General features: G+C 68.9%; 13 protein-coding genes. 5 read left to right on the plus strand and 8 right to left on the minus strand.

The window, feature by feature from the left end; all coding sequences use genetic code 11:
* Nucleotides 1-12: 12 nt before the first annotated feature.
* The 4 genes from ACSQ3Y_RS17260 to ACSQ3Y_RS17275 form a co-directional block, all read right to left on the minus strand.
* Nucleotides 13-1404, minus strand: coding sequence for a multicopper oxidase family protein (locus ACSQ3Y_RS17260; RefSeq protein WP_436178215.1), 1392 nt, complete (start codon nucleotides 1402-1404; stop codon nucleotides 13-15).
* A 1-nt stretch (nucleotide 1405) separates the two neighbouring features.
* A complete protein-coding gene (locus ACSQ3Y_RS17265) occupies nucleotides 1406-2842 on the minus strand; it encodes a TolC family protein (RefSeq protein ID WP_436178216.1) in 1437 nt (478 codons plus the stop codon).
* Nucleotides 2839-3156 carry a hypothetical protein gene (locus ACSQ3Y_RS17270; protein ID WP_157422165.1) on the minus strand — a complete coding sequence of 106 codons (318 nt, stop codon included), beginning with the start codon at nucleotides 3154-3156 and terminating at the stop codon, nucleotides 2839-2841. Before ACSQ3Y_RS17270 ends, ACSQ3Y_RS17265 begins: the two co-directional genes overlap by 4 nt.
* A gap of 248 nt (nucleotides 3157-3404) precedes the next feature.
* Nucleotides 3405-3857 (minus strand): hypothetical protein, encoded by a 453-nt coding sequence (locus ACSQ3Y_RS17275; RefSeq protein WP_436178217.1) that lies wholly within the window; start codon nucleotides 3855-3857, stop codon nucleotides 3405-3407.
* 171 nt (nucleotides 3858-4028) lie between these two features.
* Here ACSQ3Y_RS17275 and ACSQ3Y_RS17280 point away from each other — a divergent pair, with 171 nt between their 5' ends.
* Nucleotides 4029-7604, plus strand: a complete 3576-nt coding sequence (locus ACSQ3Y_RS17280; protein WP_436178218.1) for a bifunctional diguanylate cyclase/phosphodiesterase — start codon at nucleotides 4029-4031, stop codon at nucleotides 7602-7604.
* Between the two features lie 98 nt (nucleotides 7605-7702).
* On the opposite strand, the gene ACSQ3Y_RS17285 is transcribed toward ACSQ3Y_RS17280, so the two are convergent.
* Nucleotides 7703-8188, minus strand: a complete 486-nt coding sequence (locus ACSQ3Y_RS17285; protein ID WP_436178219.1) for a GAF domain-containing protein — start codon at nucleotides 8186-8188, stop codon at nucleotides 7703-7705.
* A gap of 259 nt (nucleotides 8189-8447) precedes the next feature.
* Between ACSQ3Y_RS17285 and ACSQ3Y_RS17290 the strand changes: the two genes are divergently transcribed.
* The gene (locus ACSQ3Y_RS17290) at nucleotides 8448-9671 is read left to right on the plus strand and encodes a sensor domain-containing phosphodiesterase (RefSeq protein ID WP_436178220.1); all 1224 of its coding nucleotides are present in this window, start codon (nucleotides 8448-8450) and stop codon (nucleotides 9669-9671) included.
* Between the two features lie 102 nt (nucleotides 9672-9773).
* Nucleotides 9774-10868 (plus strand): hypothetical protein, encoded by a 1095-nt coding sequence (locus ACSQ3Y_RS17295; protein WP_436178221.1) that lies wholly within the window; start codon nucleotides 9774-9776, stop codon nucleotides 10866-10868.
* Between the two features lie 49 nt (nucleotides 10869-10917).
* On the opposite strand, the gene ACSQ3Y_RS17300 is transcribed toward ACSQ3Y_RS17295, so the two are convergent.
* Nucleotides 10918-11577 carry a YitT family protein gene (locus tag ACSQ3Y_RS17300; protein ID WP_436178222.1) on the minus strand — a complete coding sequence of 220 codons (660 nt, stop codon included), beginning with the start codon at nucleotides 11575-11577 and terminating at the stop codon, nucleotides 10918-10920.
* Nucleotides 11578-12125: 548 nt separating this feature from the next.
* Nucleotides 12126-13061, minus strand: a complete 936-nt coding sequence (locus ACSQ3Y_RS17305) for a LysR family transcriptional regulator (protein WP_436178223.1) — start codon at nucleotides 13059-13061, stop codon at nucleotides 12126-12128.
* A gap of 139 nt (nucleotides 13062-13200) precedes the next feature.
* On the opposite strand from ACSQ3Y_RS17305, the gene ACSQ3Y_RS17310 reads away from it, so the two are divergent.
* Nucleotides 13201-14196 (plus strand): Bug family tripartite tricarboxylate transporter substrate binding protein, encoded by a 996-nt coding sequence (locus ACSQ3Y_RS17310; protein ID WP_436178224.1) that lies wholly within the window; start codon nucleotides 13201-13203, stop codon nucleotides 14194-14196.
* Between the two features lie 86 nt (nucleotides 14197-14282).
* A complete protein-coding gene (gene ggt, locus ACSQ3Y_RS17315) occupies nucleotides 14283-15917 on the plus strand; it encodes a gamma-glutamyltransferase (protein ID WP_436178225.1) in 1635 nt (544 codons plus the stop codon).
* 156 nt (nucleotides 15918-16073) lie between these two features.
* Here ggt and ACSQ3Y_RS17320 read toward each other — a convergent pair whose 3' ends face one another.
* Complete coding sequence (locus tag ACSQ3Y_RS17320) at nucleotides 16074-16958, minus strand: c-type cytochrome (protein ID WP_436178226.1); 885 nt, start codon at nucleotides 16956-16958, stop codon at nucleotides 16074-16076.
* Nucleotides 16959-16989: the final 31 nt, after the last annotated feature.

The raw sequence follows: 16989 nt of genomic DNA on the forward strand, positions 1-16989 counted from the left end.
CTTGGATGGGGATCAATGCTGGTGGTGGCCGCCGGTCGCTGCGGGCTTGCGTGCATTGGCAGCACCGGGCGCGCTGCCCGGCGCAGTGGTGCGCGGCGGGGCGGGCGTGGCAGCGGGCGTGCCCTGCCATTCATAGGCCTGGGTGCCGGGCGGCTGGGCGTAGTGGCCGGGGTCGCGGTAGTCGCCCGCGGCCTGGTTGGCACGCACCTTGAGGGTGGTGAACATGCCGCCCATCTCCAGAGGGCCGTAGGGGCCGGTACCGGTCATCATGGGGAAGGTGTTGTCGGGCAGCGGCATCTCCATGGCGCCCATGTCGGCCATGCCGCGCTCGCCCATCACCATGTAGTCGGGCACGATCTTCTGGATCTTGCCGACCAGGCCCTTGTGGTCCACGCCGATCATGGTGGGCACGTCGTGCCCCATGGCGCCCATGGTGTGGTGGCTCTTGTGGCAGTGAAAGGCCCAGTCCCCGGGCTCGTCGGCGATGAACTCCACCTGGCGCATCTGGCCCACGGCCACGTCGGTGGTCACCTCGGGCCAGCGCGCGCCCTTGGGCACGGGGCCGCCGTCGGTGCCGGTCACCTCGAACTCGTGGCCGTGGATGTGGATGGGGTGGTTGGTCATGGTGAGATTGCCCACGCGGATGCGCACGCGCTCGCCCTGGCGCGCCACCAGCGGGCTGATGGCCGGGAAGACCCGGCTGTTCCAGCACCAGATGTTGTGGTCCAGCATGGTGTTGACCTTGGGCGTGCGCGCGCCGGGCTCCACGTCGAAGGCGTTGAGCAAAAAGGCGTAGTCGCGCTGCACCGTGGCGATGTGCGGGTGCGCGGCCTTGGGGTGGGTGATCCACAGACCCATCATGCCCATGGCCATCTGCACCATCTCGTCGGCGTGCGGGTGGTACATGAAGGTGCCGGGGCGCCGTGCCACGAACTCGTAGACGAAGGTCTTGCCCGGCTGGATGGCCGGCTGGTTCAACCCGGCGATGCCGTCCATGCCATTGGGCAGGCGCTGCCCGTGCCAGTGCACGGAGGTGTGCTCGGGCAGGCGGTTGGTGACGAAGATGCGCACGCGGTCGCCCTCGACCACCTCGATGGTGGGGCCGGGGCTTTGCCCGTTGTAGCCCCACATGTTGACCACAAAGCCCGGCGCGACCTCGCGCACCACGGGCTCGGCCACCAGGTGGAACTCCTTGACCCCGGCGTTCATGCGCCAGGGCGCGGTCCAGCCGTTCAGGGTGACCACGGGGTTGTAGGGCCTGCCGGTGGGCGGGTGCAGCGGCGGCGCGGTGTCGGCGCTGGCCTGCAGGGCGGGCTCGGGCAGCGCAGCCAGGGCCACGCGGCTGACGGCGGCGGTGGCCACGGCCGTGGCGGCGCCTGCCGTGAAGAAATGGCGTCTTTGCATGTCAGTGGCCTTGTGGGGTGGATGCGGCGGTGGCGCCGGAGGCGAGGCCCTGCAGGGCGCCCGGTGAGGTGCCCGTGAGGGCCAGTTGCAGATCGGTCTCGGCCAGCCAGAAGTCGCGCTGCGCCTCGATGGCGCCGGCCACCGATTGCGTGCTGGCGCGCGCCTCGGCCAGCAGCTCCCACACGCTGGCGAGCATGCCGTTGTAGCGCAGCGTGGTTTCGCCCGCGATGAGCTGGCGCAGCGGCACCACCTCATCGCGCTGCTGGCGTGCCAGGTCAAGCGCCGTGCGGTAGGTGAGCCAGGCGCTGCGCACCTCGCTGCGGGCGCGCACGGCGGTGTCCTGCAGCGTGGCGGCGCTCTGCTCCACGCGCGCCTGGGCACGGGTGCGCGCGGCGCCGCCCCAGTCGAACAGGGGCAGCGGCACATCCAGCTCCCAGCCGCGCGTGGTCTCGCGGTGGCTGCTCTCGCGCTCGGTCGTGGTGTTGCGGCTGTAGGCCAGGCCCAGGTCGCCGAACACGGCGCCGGCGCGGGCCCAGCCCTGCTGGCGTGCCTCGGTGTCGAGCTGGCGGCGCGCGGCCTGCACGTCCAGGCGCTCGCGCAGCGCGGTGGCCTCGATCCCATCGGCAGGCAGCGCCGTGGCGGGCAGGGCCGGCAACTGTTCGGCGAGGGTGTAGCCCGTCTGCGCCCCCCACAGGCCCATGCTGCGGCTGAGCTGCTCGCGCGCGGTGGCGGCAGCCAGGCGGGCGCGGGCTCGCTGGGCATTCGCTTCCTGCAGCACGGCCTGCTCGCGCGCATGCTGCAGGCGGCTGAAGTTGCCCACGCGGGCCATGCGGCGCGCCAGTTCTGCACCGGCCTCGGCGGCCTCCACCATGCGTTCGTGCGTGGCAGCCACCTGCTCGGCAGCCACGGCGCGCAGCCAGGCGCGGCGCGTGTCGGCGGCCAGGGCCACCACCTCCTGCGCGGCCTGCAGCGTGGCCACCTGCATGCGCTCGGCCTGGCGCTCCATGCGCCAGGGCAAGGTGACCAGGTCCAGCAGGCTGAAGGCCAGCGTGCGCTCGATCTCGCGCTCATGGCTGTTGGCCAGCCGCGCGATCGAGAACTGCGGGTTGGGCAGGGTGATGGCCTGCACGCGCTCGGCGTCGGCCACGCCCAGCGCGGCCAGCCGGGCCTGCAGGCCGGGGTTGTGCAGCAGGGCGATGCGCACGGCCGCGTCCTGCGTGAGCGGCTGGGCCAGCCAGCCGTCGATGGCCTGGCGTGCCTTGTCGCGCGCGGCCGGGTCGACGGCGGGCAGGGCGGCATCGGCGATGCCGGTGCGGCCCTGGGTAAGGGTCTGCACGTCGCCGCGCAGGCCATCGGGCGACACGCTGGCGCAGCCTGTGAGCCATGCGGCCAGGGCCACGGCAGGCCAGCGGGGGAGCGTGCGTGCGGTCGCGCTCATGGCTTGTGGCCCTGGTGGTGGGCCGCCGGGGCCGTGCCCTGGCCGGCCTCCCAGCGCACGATGTCGGCGTGGCCGCGCGGGAAGGCGGCGACGGCTTGGTGGGCGGTGCGCCAGTCGGCCAAGGGTGCATCAACGCCCGGCTGTGGCTGCATGGGGGTGTAAGCCAGCGGGGCGTGGGGGGCCTGGGGCACTGCCGCCGGGGCCGGGTCGGCAGCAGCAGGCGGCTGTGCCCCTGCCATGGCGGGCAGCAACAAGGCCAGCCATCCCAAAGGGCGCAGCAAGGGCCAGCGAAGAACGGGTAAGAGGTCGCGCATGGTGCGGTCTCCAGAAGAAAACGGGAAGGGAACGGCGCCGTGGCCTGCGGTGTGCGCGCGGTATCGAGATACCGGGGCTGTCTGAGCGTGCAGGGGCGGGCGGGCTCGGGGCGGGGGCAGTTCAGGCAGGGGGGCGAAGTGCAAGCCCATGCGCCAGGGCAACGGCGCGCAAGGGGCGCCGCTGTGGTGGGCAGTGGTTTGCCAGGCGCTCCCGAATGGGCCTGAACAGGCCCCCCGGGGGGGCAGCCTCAGGCTATGGGCGGCTTGATGGCCAGCGCGGCGGTGGCGCTGTCAAACGGGGTGGCGGCCGCAGGGGCGGCGCCGGCAAGCAGCGGCAGGGGCGCAGCCGGCATGGCCGGTGGCTCCATCAGGGCCGTGTGGCAGATCTCGCAGGCCGTGCAGTTGGCGTGCTGGCTGTGCGTGGCGCAGCCAGTGCTGGTGGGCGCGCTGCCGTCGCAGGCCAGCGCACCCGCATCGGTGCCGCCATGCCCGCCACCATGCGTGCTGCCATGGTCTGCGGTGTGGGCTGCATCGGTTGCGGATGCGTGGCCGTGCTGGACATGGTGGTCTGCAACCGCAGCCGGCGCTATCGCCGCCGGCCCATGCTGCATGGGCAGCATCCCTGCGGCCATGGCGGTGCCCACCAGGCCCCGAAAGACCAGCACCACCATCAGCAGATAGAACAGGGGGCCGCGACGCATAGGACAATGATAAGACCTTTGGCTGAGGAGTTCCGCAGGCGCCCGCTTGTCGGATGGTTTACCCGCAAGCTCGCCGCGCACACCCCGCCAGCGGTTACGATGTATCCAGATGTTTTTGTGGCCGCCGCTGGCTGGCCGCCTGCCCATCCTTCCTCTTTCGCGAAAGGCCCCATGCGTGCTTTGCCGCCGTTGGCTACGGGCTCCCTGTCCGCCAGGATACGGCTGCTGATCCTGGTGGCCACGCTGCCCGCCCTGGTGCTGGTGGCCTACCAGGCAAAGGCCAACCGCGAGGAGTCGGTGGCCGCGGCGCGCGAAAATGCGTTGCTGATCACCCGCACCCTGGCCTACAGCCAGCAGAGCCTGATCGACACCACGCGCACCTTTTTGCAGCAACTGGCCACGACCCGCCGGGCGCAGCAGCTCGATGCCCCCGATTGCTCGCACTACCTGGCGGAGGTGCTGGCGCTCAACGCCACCTATATCAACATCGGCCTGCCCCGCGCCGATGGCGATCTGCGCTGCAGCGCCGTGCCGCCCAGGGCGCCGGTGAACCTGACCGACCAGCCCTACTTCCTGCGGGCCATCGTGGCGCGCGAGTTTTCGGTAGGCAGCTTCCAGGTGGACCCGGCGGTCGGCCTGGCCAGCGTGAGCTTTGCACAGCCGCTGATCGACCCAGAGACCCGCGCCGTGCTGGGCGCGGCGGTGGCCGTGGTGTCGCTCGACTGGTGGAGCCGCCGCCTGCACGAACTGGGCCTGCCCCAGGGGGCCGTGGCCCGCGTGCTCGGCCCCGATGGCCGGGTGATCGCGCGCTTTCCGCCCGATGCGCAGGAACTTGGCACCCAGCCCGACCTGCCCCAGCCGGGCGCTGGCGCACAGGCCCTGCGGGGCGGTGCCAGCCTGCTGGAGGCCGAAAACGGTGCCCGCTACATCGAGGTGGCGCGGCCCCTGCTCGAATCCCAGGGCCGGCCGGTGGCCAGCATGCGCCTGTCGGTGCCGCTCGATGCGCTGTATGCCCAGGTCGCACGTCAGATGTGGCGCGACATCGGCTTTTTGCTGCTGGGCTTGCTGGCCTCGTTCATGCTGGCGCATGAAGGGGTGCGCCGCGGCGTGGGCAAGCCGCTGGCACGGCTGCTGCGGGCCACCGACCAGCTCGCCCAGGGCCAGCAGGTGGCTGCGGTGCCCGAGACGGGCTTTCGCGAACTGGCCCAGTTGGCGCAGCGCTTCAACCACATGGCCCAGGCCCGCCAGCAGGCCGAGGGCGAACTGCGCCAGAGCGAGGAGAACCTGGCCATCACCCTGGACTCCATCGGCGACGCAGTGGTGGCCACCGACGCCGCGGGGCAGGTGGTGCGCATGAACGGCGTGGCCGAGCAGATGACCGGCTGGCCCCTGCGCGAGGCGCGGGGGCGGCCGCTGGCGGACGTGTTTCGCATCGTCAATGCGCGCACCCGCGAGCCATCGAAGGACCCGGTGCAACTGGTCATGGGCAGCGGCCAGGTGGTGGAGCTGTCCAACCACACCACGCTGATCGCCCGGGGCGGCACCGAGTACCAGATCGCCGACAGCGCGGCCCCGATCCGCAATGCCGCAGGCGAGATCACCGGGGTGGTGCTGGTGTTCAGCGACGTCACCGAATCGTACAGCGTGCGCCGCCAGCTCGAAGACAACGAGGCGCGGTTTCGCACGCTCACCATGCTGTCCTCCGACTGGTACTGGGAGCAGGACGCCCAACTGCGCTTCGTGACGCTGGAGGGAGAGGCCGCCAAGCGCACGCTGCCGGACCCCCAGTGGCATGTGGGCAAGACCCGGCAAGAGGTGTCTACCGACGACGGCGGCGGGGTCGCTGCGTCGGATGGCATTGCGGTGGACTGGGAGCAGCACGAACAGACCCTGCGCGAGCACCGCGAATTTCGCGATTTCGAGTACCCCCGCCGCTCCACGGGCGGTGCGGTGGAGTGGGTCTCGGTGAGCGGCACGCCGATGTTCGATGCGGACGGCAATTTCCTGGGCTACCGGGGCATCGGCAACAACATCACCGAGCGCAAGAATGCCGAGCGAGAGTTGCGCATTGCCGCCATCGCCTTCGAGTCGCAAGAGGGCATGCTGGTCACCGATGCCGACACCGTGATCCTGCGCACCAACCGCGCCTTCACCAAGATCACCGGCTACGACAGTGCCGATGCCGTGGGCCGGCGTGCCAGTTTTCTCGCCTCGGGGCAGCACGACGAGGCTTTTTTTGCCGGCCTGCGCCGGACCCTGGACAGCGTGGGTGAATGGAGCGGCGAAATCTGGAACCGCTGCAAGGACGGGCAGGTGAACCTTCACCAGATGGGCATCACGGCCGTCAAGGACGCTCAGGGGCGGATCACCCACTACGTGGCCTCGCTGAGCGACATCACGCAGAAAGCGGCCGCCGCCAGGGAAATCGAGCACCTGGCCTTCTACGACCCGCTCACCCTGCTGCCCAACCGGCGCCTGATGATGGACCGGCTGCAGCAGGCCTTTGCCAGCAGCGCCCGCTCGGGCCAGTACGGTGCGTTGCTGTGCCTGGACCTGGACCACTTCAAGAACCTCAACGACACCCTGGGCCACGACATGGGCGACGTGCTGCTGCAGCAGGTGGCCCAGCGCCTCAAAGCCTGCGTGCGCGAGGGCGACACCGTGGCGCGCCTGGGCGGCGACGAGTTCCTTCTGCTGCTCAAGGGCATGAGCAGCGAGCCCACCGAGGCGGCAGAGCACACCCAGACGGTGGGCACCAAGGTGCTCGCCGCGCTGAACCAGCCCTACCAGCTGGCCCTGCACCATGTGCACAGCACGCCCAGCATCGGTGCCGTGCTGTTCACCGGGCAGAGCCAGTCGGTGGACGAACTCATGAAGCGCGCCGACCTGGCCATGTACGCCGCCAAGACCGCCGGGCGCAACGCCGTGCGCTTTTTCGACCCGCGCATGCAGGCCGCCGTGACCGCCCGCGCCGCGATGGAGAATGACCTGCGCGCTGCCCTGGCCGAAGAGCAATTCCGCCTGTACTACCAGGTGCAGGTGGGGCAGGGCGAGCGGGCCATCGGTGCCGAGGTGCTGATCCGCTGGCAGCACCCCGTGCGCGGCCTGGTCATGCCCGGCGAGTTCATTCCCGTGGCCGAAGAGACCGGGCAGATCCTGGCCATCGGCCTGTGGGTGCTGCGCACCGCCTGCCTGCAGCTGCGCCGGTGGCAGGACGACCCCGCCCGCAGCCACCTGCAGCTGGCCGTGAACGTGAGCGCGCGCCAGTTCCGCCAGGGCGATTTCGTCGACCAGGTGTTTGCCGTGCTCAGCGAAACCGGCGCCCGCGCCGACCGCCTCAAGCTGGAGCTGACCGAGAGCATGGCGCTGGACAACGTGCAGCACACCATTGCCCGCATGAACGCGCTGCGGGCGCTGGGCGTGGGCTTCTCGATGGACGACTTCGGCACCGGGCAGTCCTCGCTGTCTTACCTCACGCGGCTGCCGCTCGATCAGCTCAAGATCGACCAGAGTTTTGTGCGCAACATCGGCATCCAGCAGACCGACGCGCTCATCGTGCAGACCATTATCGGCATGGCGCAGAGCTTGGGCATCGACGTCATCGCCGAGGGTGTGGAAACCACGGCACAGCGCGAGTTCCTGGCGCAGCACGGCTGCCAGCTGTGGCAGGGCTACCTGTTCAGCCGGCCGGTGCCGCTGGAGAACTTCGAGCAACTGATGGCGCAGCGGTATGCCGGGAGTGCGTAACAGTCCCGGCCCTTGAAGCAGTCAGTACGCCCCACCCACGCCCGCAGCCGCCTGGCCGCGTCGCCCTTTGGCGGCGGCACGAGGCGATCAGGGGGTATTCACGGTGCTGGCGGGTACGGCGGCACATGCCCGCCTTGCGCCAGCGCGCTGACCACGGCAAACATCAGCTCCAGGTTGATCTGCTCGGGGTCACGCGGCACCACATCGTAGTGGCACAGGGTGCCCAGCAGCGTGCCGCCGGAGTCCATGACCGGTACGCCGCAGTAGGCGGGGACCGCCTCGCGGGCAGGGTGGCCTTCGGTGCGCGGGTCCAGCAGGGCGTGGGCGGTCTTGAACACGCCCTTGCTGTCGCGCACATAGCAGCAGTAGGTGGCGGTTTCCGCCACGGCCTGCGCGCGCAGGGTGTCCGGGTTTTCCTTGTCGAAATGCACGGCCGCATCGGCCTTGCCATCCTGAAAGCGCCAGATGCCGATGAAACGGTAGTCCGTGAGGCCTGCCAGGTAGGCCAGGGCGTCGCGCACCCCGCTGGTGGCCAGAACGGCCTGGAACTGCTCGAAATCACGGACGGTGTGGGCTGGCGCCATGGGCACTCCAATGCGGGGACCGTGCATTGTAGGCAGGTGGGAAAACATCCTGTTTCATTTGTGCCCTCGGGCTTTGCAGGGCTTTGAATGCAACGCTTGTTCCGACCGGGGTGTGCCCGGTGGGGCATGGCACGGAAAATGCTGATACTCTGAAGGCCTTACGCACCCCGACACCCATGCACCAACCCCAGCCTGCAGTCTCCCACCCGCCCAGGTCCGCCAACAAGGGCGGTGCGTGCATCGGCCGCGCGCCCTTGCCGTGACGATTTCGCTCAAATCCCACTTCCAGCCGATATTCAGCCTGGCCCATCGCCGCGTGGTGGGTTACGAGGCCCTGCTCCGGGGTACCACGCCCGACGGCACGCCCGTGCCGCCGCCCGAACTCTTCGCCCGCTGCCAGTCGGTCGAAGAGCAGACCGCGCTCGATGTGGCCGCCTGCGAGCTGCACGCCAGCAGCTTTGCGCGCTTTCCCAGGCAGGCGCACTGGCTGTTTTTGAACGTGGATGCCTCCATCTTCTCCAGTGGCAACGCCATGACTGCCTCGCAGCGCCTGCTGCAGGTCTGCCGCCAGTCGGGCCTGGCGCCCCACCAGATCGTCGTCGAGATCCTGGAGACCGCGATCGATGACCACGTCGATCTCGAAGCGCAGGTGCGGGAACTCAAGGCCCAGGGCTTTCTGCTGGCGCTGGACGACTTCGGCGCCGGCCACTCCAACTTCGACCGGGTGTTCACCCTGGCGCCCACGCTCGTCAAGCTCGACCGCAGCGTGGTCGTCAAGGCTGCGCAGAGCCAGACCGTGCGGCGCGTGACCACCCAGATGGTCTCGCTGCTGCACGAGTGCGGCGCGCTGGTCCTCATGGAAGGCATAGAGCGGCGTGAGGAAGCCGTCATCGCGCTCGACTCCGACACGGACTTCGTGCAGGGCTACTTCTTCGGCCGGCCCGCCGCGCAATTGCTGCCGCCTGACCATACCTGCGCAGAGATCGAAGAAACCTGGGCCCTGTGCGGCGACCGCTGGCACGATCAGCGCCGCGAGTACCGCGACCGCCTGCAGCCCTATGTACAGACCATGGTGCACGCCTGCGCCGGCATGCAGGCCGGCGCCTCCCTGGCCGAGGCCTGCGCCGCCTTTCTCGGGCTGCCCAATGCCGATGTCTGCTACCTGCTGGACGCCAGCGGCCACCAGGTGGGTACCAACCTGTTCTCCGGGGGGCATGGGCCGGTGCTGGCCGAGCGCGACGCCTTCGCCCCGCTGCGCGACACCACGGGCGCCCGCTGGTCGCGCCGGCCCTACTTTCGCCGCGCCCTGGGCGACGTCGGCGTGGTACAGGTCACGCGCCCCTACCGCACCATGCAGAGCCTGAGCATGTGCATCACCCTGTCCGTGGGCTTCGAGCGTGACGGCCAGCGCCTGATCATCTGCGGCGACATGGAGTGGACGCCGGTGGATGTGCGGCCGGATTTTTCGGATACGGTGTCCTGACCCCCAGCGGGGCTACCGCCGCTGTCACCACCCATTTTGGCGCTGGCCTTCGGCCCGTCTTCAAGGTACAAGCTCCAGTCCATCCGTTTGCACTGGAGACCTATGCGACTTCGCAACGCCCTGGCCATGCTGGCCCTGATCCTTCTCACCGCACTGCAGTCCGTTCATGCGCAAAAGACCAGCCCTTACGAATACGACGAGATGCGCGACAGGATCAAGCGCTTCGGCACGGGCAATGCACCGATATATGTGTGGGTCCTTACGGGGTTCGATGCGCTCACCATGCCGGCAGACCGCCGGGCGGTGGAGCTGCAGGCGCGCATCCAGCAGGTGGTGACCGAATTGGGCAGCGAGGTGCTGCCGGGCGGGCGCAGGGTCAACCCGCTGGGCGGCGTCATCTTGTGGGTGACCGAGCCGGGCCTGGAGATACTGCAGGCTAGCAGTACCGCGCGCAGGGTGGCCATTGGCCGTGAGTGGTGGTACGACACCTTCCTGTCCAGGGAAAACGGCCTGGACGAGATCGAGCGCCGCCTGCGCCAGAGCGCCAACGGCAAGGTGGATGTGGAAATCACCGTCGATGTGCCCGGTACCGAGTTTGACATCGACCGCCACACCGGCGAAGCCAGCCAACTGATCCAGACCCCGGAGCAACAGCGCACAGCCGTGCAGTCCGCACTGGCCTTGCTGACCGTGCTGGGCGTGCCCATGTACCCCCCGCCCGCCACCACGGCGAGCGGCGCCATCACCGTGCTGGACATTTCGGGGGTGGAGCGCAATGGCACCATGCTGCTGCGGGCCAACGAACAAGGGCTGGCAGAACTGGCCGGGGAGCAGCGGGGCATCATCGCCATGAGGCCCGTGGGCTACCTGCCCATGCGCCCTGCCAACATCAGCGCGCAGCCCTACGGCAACCCACAGGGTGCGGGGCAGACACGCGTGTCTCTTTCGCTCAAACGCGCCTACATGACCAGCACCCCTGCCAGTGTGGCGCCGTACCGCAGGTCCAACCAACGCCTTTTGGACAGCGCGCTCGATCCCTACACCGTCATCGGAACACCGCAGTGGGGCTCGGATTTCAGCTATATCCAAGCGGTGCTGTCCGATGCCGACGTGGAGCGCCTGCTGCGCAGCGGCGACCAGCGCCTGCAGGCGATCAGCATTGAAAAGCCCACCAATCGGACCGGACCAGCGCCCTGAGCGCATGCCTGCATGCGCAGGTTTCGAGCTCGTGTCGGCGTGAAGGTGCTCACGTCCCCATGTACCGCCCCGGCCGGTGGTTCATGGCCAGCACCAGGTTCAGCGCCACCGCCCCCGCAATCGACCACAGCACGCGCAGCGGTTCCACCGTGAACAGCGCCAGCATCACAATGCAGCAATCCACCGCCATCTGGACCTTGCCCGCGCGCCAGCCATAGCGGTCCTGCAGGTACAGCGCGGCAATCCCCACGCCGCCCAGGCTGCAGCGGTGCCTGAAGAGCACCAAAAACCCCGTGCCCGTGATGGTGCCGCCCGCAATCGCGGCATACAGCGGCTGCAGCTGCGCGAACTGCAGCAGCTGCGACTGCAGCTCGGTCAGTGCCGACAGCAGCAGCACCGCGATGAAGGTCTTCACCGTGAACGCCCGCCCCAGCTTGCGCAACGCCAGCCAGTAGAACGGCAGGTTGATCACAAAGAACAGCTTGCCAAAGCCGATGCCCGTAGCGTAGTGCGCCAGAAACGCCAGCCCCGCCGTGCCGCCCGTGAGCAGCCCGGCACTGGTGAAGAAGGCCACGCCCACCGAGATCAGCAGCACGCCGGTGAAGATGGCGACGGCGTCTTCGGTGGGGGTGTGGGGGGCGGGTGGGGCGGCGGTGGTCGGGGCCGGGGAGGGCGCCGCAGGAGGCGCCGAGGGGACGGGGTTGGTCATGGCGAGGGAGTCTCTGGGCGGGGCATGGATTGGACCACGCAAGCGGCGTGCCCGGCTTGTCGTGGGTCAAACCGATGGAGTCGTTTGGAGGCGGGGCAATGCAGGCTTGCGACGGGTGTTGCCGGGCGGTCCATCATGGTCAGCGTCTGCTGGAGTGAGAGGCGGCCAAGAACAGCGAAGCCAGCCCGGCGCCACGAGCTGGCTTCCATCTCAGCAAGGGTCGGTGGGCCTGGCGCGGCCGTCTTGCCTGATGCAGGGGCGATTTTAAGAGAAAGAGGACATGCCGCCCGCCAGGCAGCCGTGCGCTACCGCAACGTGGCCGGTCACAGCTGTTTGCCAGGCGCAGCGAGATGGACTCGCCGACGTGGAGCATCGACGCCGCCAGTCCTGCGGCCGTCATTGAGCGCTTCGGGGCCGTAACCGCCGAGCAGCACCCTGTCGATCTGCTCAAGGCCTTGTTGGCCGCTCTCGGCTGCCCGAGGACCAATGGGTCGAACGCTGTAGACGGCTGACGTCGGCCTTCCCGCTCGTCTATAAGCCGTGGCTACTCAGCCCGCTTTCCCCACCACCCGCGCAATATGCGCCACAAACAACCTCACCGCCTCCGCCGTGTTCTCCTTCGCCCAGACCACCCCCACCGGCCCGAAGCGGATCGTGCGGTCCAGCGGCAGGATGCGCATGTTGCCCAGGGCCACCTGGTACTGGGCCATGGCCTCGGAGCACACGCCGATGTAGTCGCCCTGGTGCACCAGGGCCTGCAGGGTGGTGATGGCGGCGGTTTCCACCTTGGGCAGCAGCCAGGTGGCGCCGGCGTCGAGCAGGGCGGCATCGAGCTGCGAGCGGGTGAGCGTGCCCTTGGGCGGCATGATCCAGTTATCGTGGACCAGGTCGATCAGGCGGATGGGGGCCTTGGCGTCCCAATGGCGGCTGGCGCGGCCCACGACCAGGCAGACGTTGTCGTCGAACAGCTCGCGGTGTTCCAGCCCATCCTTGTAGGCGCGTGAATCGAGCGAGCACACCGCTACGTCGAGCTGCTTGTTGTCGATGCCTTCAAGCAACTGGGTCAGCGGGCTTTCGGACACGGTGACCGAGATGTAGGGGTACAGGGCCTGGAACTCCACCAGCGCCTGCGGTATGCCGCGCGCCACGCCGGCCCATACGCTGCCGATGTGCAGGCGCGCGGTGCGCCCCTCGGCCAGGGCGCCCAGCTCGGCCTGGGTGCGCGAGATGTCGCCCAGCACGCTGATGGCCAGGCGCTTCATGATGATGCCGGCAGGCGTGAGCTGGATGCGCCGCCCGCGCGTGACCAGTTGCGTGCCCACCAGTTCCTCCAGGTCGGCCAGCCAGTGCGACATGGCCGACTGCGTCATGTGCATGCGGGCGGCGGCCTCGGTCAGGGTGCCGGCCTCGTCCAGCACCATGAAGGATTCCAGATGCTTCACCTTGAGCCGGCGGGCCCATGCCACTTGGTCGTACGTCGTCATGAGTGAATACTAATGGATCCATCGCGCGAATTCACTGGTCCACGGGGCGCCCGCGCCGAATAATTGCCGGCATGCCTGCAGCGCTTTCTTTCATGCTGCTGCCAGCTTCAAGCCGCCCACCTCCCGGAGATCTGCCGATATGAAGAAACCTTTCTGCTTTGCTGCTGCCGCCAAGGCCGTGGCGCTCGCCCTGTCGCTGGCCGCTCTGCCTGCCGCCCAGGCGCAGGACGCAGCCAACTACCCCAGCCGCCCGATCCGCCTGGTCGTCTCGCAGCAGGCGGGTGGCAGCTCTGACACCGTGGCGCGCCTGTGGGCCGAGCATGCGGGCAAGGCCATCAATGCCACCATCACGGTGGAGAACAAGCCCGGCGCGGGCGGCATCATTGCTGCGCAGCAGGTGCTGGGCCAGCCGGCCGATGGCTACACGCTGATGTTCGGCGGCGTCTCGCAGATGGTGCTCAACAAGTTCGTCTACAAGCCGCTGCCCTACGATCCAGAAAAGGACTTCGTCGGCGTGGGCATGCTCAGCACCGTACCCTTCATCCTGGTGGCCAACCCGGCCACGGGCTTCAAGTCGCTCGACGATCTGGTGAAGTACGCCAAGGCCAACCCTGACAAGCTCAATTTCTCGTCCTCGGGCCTGGGCAATTCGACCCAGCTGGCGGTGGAGCTGCTGCAAAAGAAGCTGGGCATCAGCATGACCCATGTGCCCTTCAAGGGCGAGCCCGATGGACTGATGGCCACCATCGGCGGGCAGACGCAGGTGATGGCGCCGGTGGGCGGCTCAGCGCTGCCGCACATCAAGAACGGCAAGATCGTGCCCCTCGTGGTGCTGGCCCCCTCGCGCCTGCCCGAGCTGCCCGACGTGCCGGCCGCCAACGAGCTGGGCGTGAAGGACTTCGACACCATGGGCTGGAGCGGCATCGTCGCCAAGGCCGGCACGCCCGCCGCCATCATCGCCAAGCTGCACGAGGGCACGCGCGCCTTTCACGCCAGCGCCGAGGTGCAGGCCAAGCTCAAGGGCATGAACGCCATCTCCATGGCCGGCCCTGCCAGCCAACTGATGGAGGTGACGCGCCGCGACACCAAGGCCTGGGGCCCGACGCTCGAAGCGCTCAATCTGAATCCCAAGTAAATCCGGCTGGCCTTCGCGGCGGTCGCCCTGCGTGGTGGCCGCCGCGCAGCCGCTTTCGTCTCCCTCATTCTTTCCCGAGTCTCTCCATGAAAAAACAAGCAATGGTGTCCTGCCCGCAGCCCGAGGCGGCGGAGTCCGGCATCGAGATCCTGCGCGCGGGTGGTAACGCGGTGGACGCTGCCGTGGCCATCGCGCTCTCGCAGACCGTGGTGGACCCGCTGATGTGCGGCATCGCCGGTTTCGGCACGGCGGCGGTGTACTTGCCGGGCAAAACGGGTACGGAGGCGCATGAGTACTTCGACTTCCATGCGCCCGCGCCGCTGGCCGCGCGCGAGGACATGTGGGCGGATCTGCTCGAAGGCGAAACCAAGGACGGCTTCGGCTTCATCCTCAAGGGCCGTGTCAACGACATCGGCGCGCAGTCCATCGGCACGCCGGCAACGCTCAAGGGCCTTGCGGCCATGCACAGCGCGCACGGCCGCCTGCCGTGGAAGGAGGTGGTGGCACCCGCCATCGCCTGGGCGCGCGATGGCTACTTCGTGCGCCCCGGCATGCACTCCTTCTGGATCGACCAGACCCTGGCCGGCCGCGCCAGCAACATGGACCGCCTGCACTACAGCGACGAAGGCCGGGCCCTGTACTGCCGCCCCGACGGCAGCGCCAAGCCCATCGGCACGCCCATCGTGAATGAGAACTTCGCCCAGGTGCTGGCCCAGGTGGCCGAGGAGGGTGTCGCCCCGTTCTACGAAGGCGAGTTGGCCCGGCGCATGGTGGAGCATGTGCAGACGCTGGGCGGCCTGCTGAGCATGGACGACCTGAAGCGCTACGAAGTGCGCCGCACTGCACCGCTGGTGGGCCGCTACCGCGACCGCGTGGTGACTACCAACCAGCCACCGGGCGGCGGCGCCATGCTGCTGCAGATGCTGACCATCCTCGAAGAGTTTGCCCTGGGGGATACCGAACACAACAGCCCCGAGTACCTGCGCATCCTGAGCGAGGTGATGAAGAGGGCCACCACCGACAAGGACCGCCACATCGGTGACCCGGCCTTCGTCGAGGTGCCGCTGGAGCAATTGCTGTCGAAGGAGAATGCAGCCCGCGTGGCCGCCGACATCCGCGCCGGCAAGCGCCACAGCGTGGAGCGCGTGAACCTGGGCGCGCCCGTGCCCAAGGACACCACCCAGGTCAGCGTGGTTGACGGCGAGGGCGGCTGCGTCTCGATGACGCATTCGCTGGCCATGCCCTCGGGCGTGATCACGCCGGGCATGGGCTTCTTCTACAACGGCTGCATGGGCGTGTTCGACCCGCGGCCTGGCCGGGCCGGCAGCATCCAGCCGGGCAAGAGCCGCTTCACCTCATCGTGCCCGAGCATCGTCTTCAAGGACGGCAAGCCCGAGATCGTGCTCGGCGCCCCCGGCGGCACGCAGATCGCCATGGGCGTGCTGCAGGTGCTGCTCAACCTCATCGACCATGATATGGGCATGCAGGAGGCCGTGTCGGCCCCGCGCTTCTCGTCCACCAGCAATTCCATCGACGTGTGCAACCGCATCCCGCGCTACGTGGCGCGCGAGCTGCAGGCCCAGGGCTACGAGGTGCTGCGCAACCCGTACAACTACACCATCGGCTGGGTGCACGGCGTGCAGATCGGGGCCGACGGTGCGTTGCATGGCGGCGCCGATCCGGGGCGTGATGGCGTGGTCTACAGCACTGCGGTGGCCTGAATGACCCGGCGCACCGGGTCTTCTCCTACAAGGCCGTCAGTGCGCGGCTGACAGGGTGGCGTGGGGCGGGCACGGACAGTGGGGTGCATGCGCCTTCCGTCCTCTGCCAGCACCCGACTGCCTTGCCCGCTGGCGCGGCGGGAGGGTTTGCGGCACCTATTTGAGCCCGGCCAGGTAGGCGGCGATGTGCCGCGCGTCGGCAGGGCTCAGGCCCATGGCCGGCATGGCCGTGCCGGGCTTCACGGCCTGAGGCTCGCGCAGCCAGCGCTCCAGGTTGTCGGCGGTGTGCGGCAGTACGCCGGCGATGTTGCTGCGCAAAGCAAAGCCTGCAAGCGAGGGGCCCACATGCGTCTCGGGCCCTGTCACGCCGGGAATCATGTGGCAGGCGTTGCAGGCATGCTGGGACAGGGCCTGGCGGCCCAGCACGGCATTGCCCGTGGCGGGCGGCGCAGCGGCCATGCGCGCCGCGCCGCACGTGGCGATGCTGCCTGCGCTGCGTGCGGCGTCCACCTGCTCCAGCGTGATGGCTTGGAACGCCGCCACGTCCAGGTCGGGCAGGCGCTGCAGAAAGGCCACGGTGGACCACAGCTCCTCGTCGTCCAGCCGGTGCTCCCAGGCGGGCATGCCGCTCATGCGGATGCCGTGGCGGGTCAGCCAGTACATCTCCCTGGCGCTCCAGCGCCGGGCCGCATCCACCAGCGGGCCGGGCACGGGCTGCATGCTCTTGCCGATGTCGCCCTGCGCCACGCCGGGGCCGCCGTGGCATTGCAGGCACTGGTCGCGGTAGCAGCCCGCGCCGCGCAGCACCATGGTTTCATTGAAGGGCGGCGGTTCGTCCACGCTGCTGCGCGCGCGCAGCTTCACCGACTGGTGCATGGCAGTCTCCAGCAACTGGTAAACGGGCTTGAAGTGCTGCTCGCTCGCGGCCACGTTGTACAGGCCCAGGTAGACCGTGGCGAGGCCGGCTGCGGCTGCCAGCACCGCCACGCCGAGCAGCGTGGCGAAGAGGGTGGCGTAGACGGTCCGTCGTCGGTGGGGCATCGGATCATTATGTGGTTGTGCCATGCGCAGG

It is taken from the genome of Acidovorax sp. LjRoot66 (genome assembly GCF_964253305.1).
Taxonomy (GTDB): Bacteria; Pseudomonadota; Gammaproteobacteria; order Burkholderiales; family Burkholderiaceae_C; genus Acidovorax.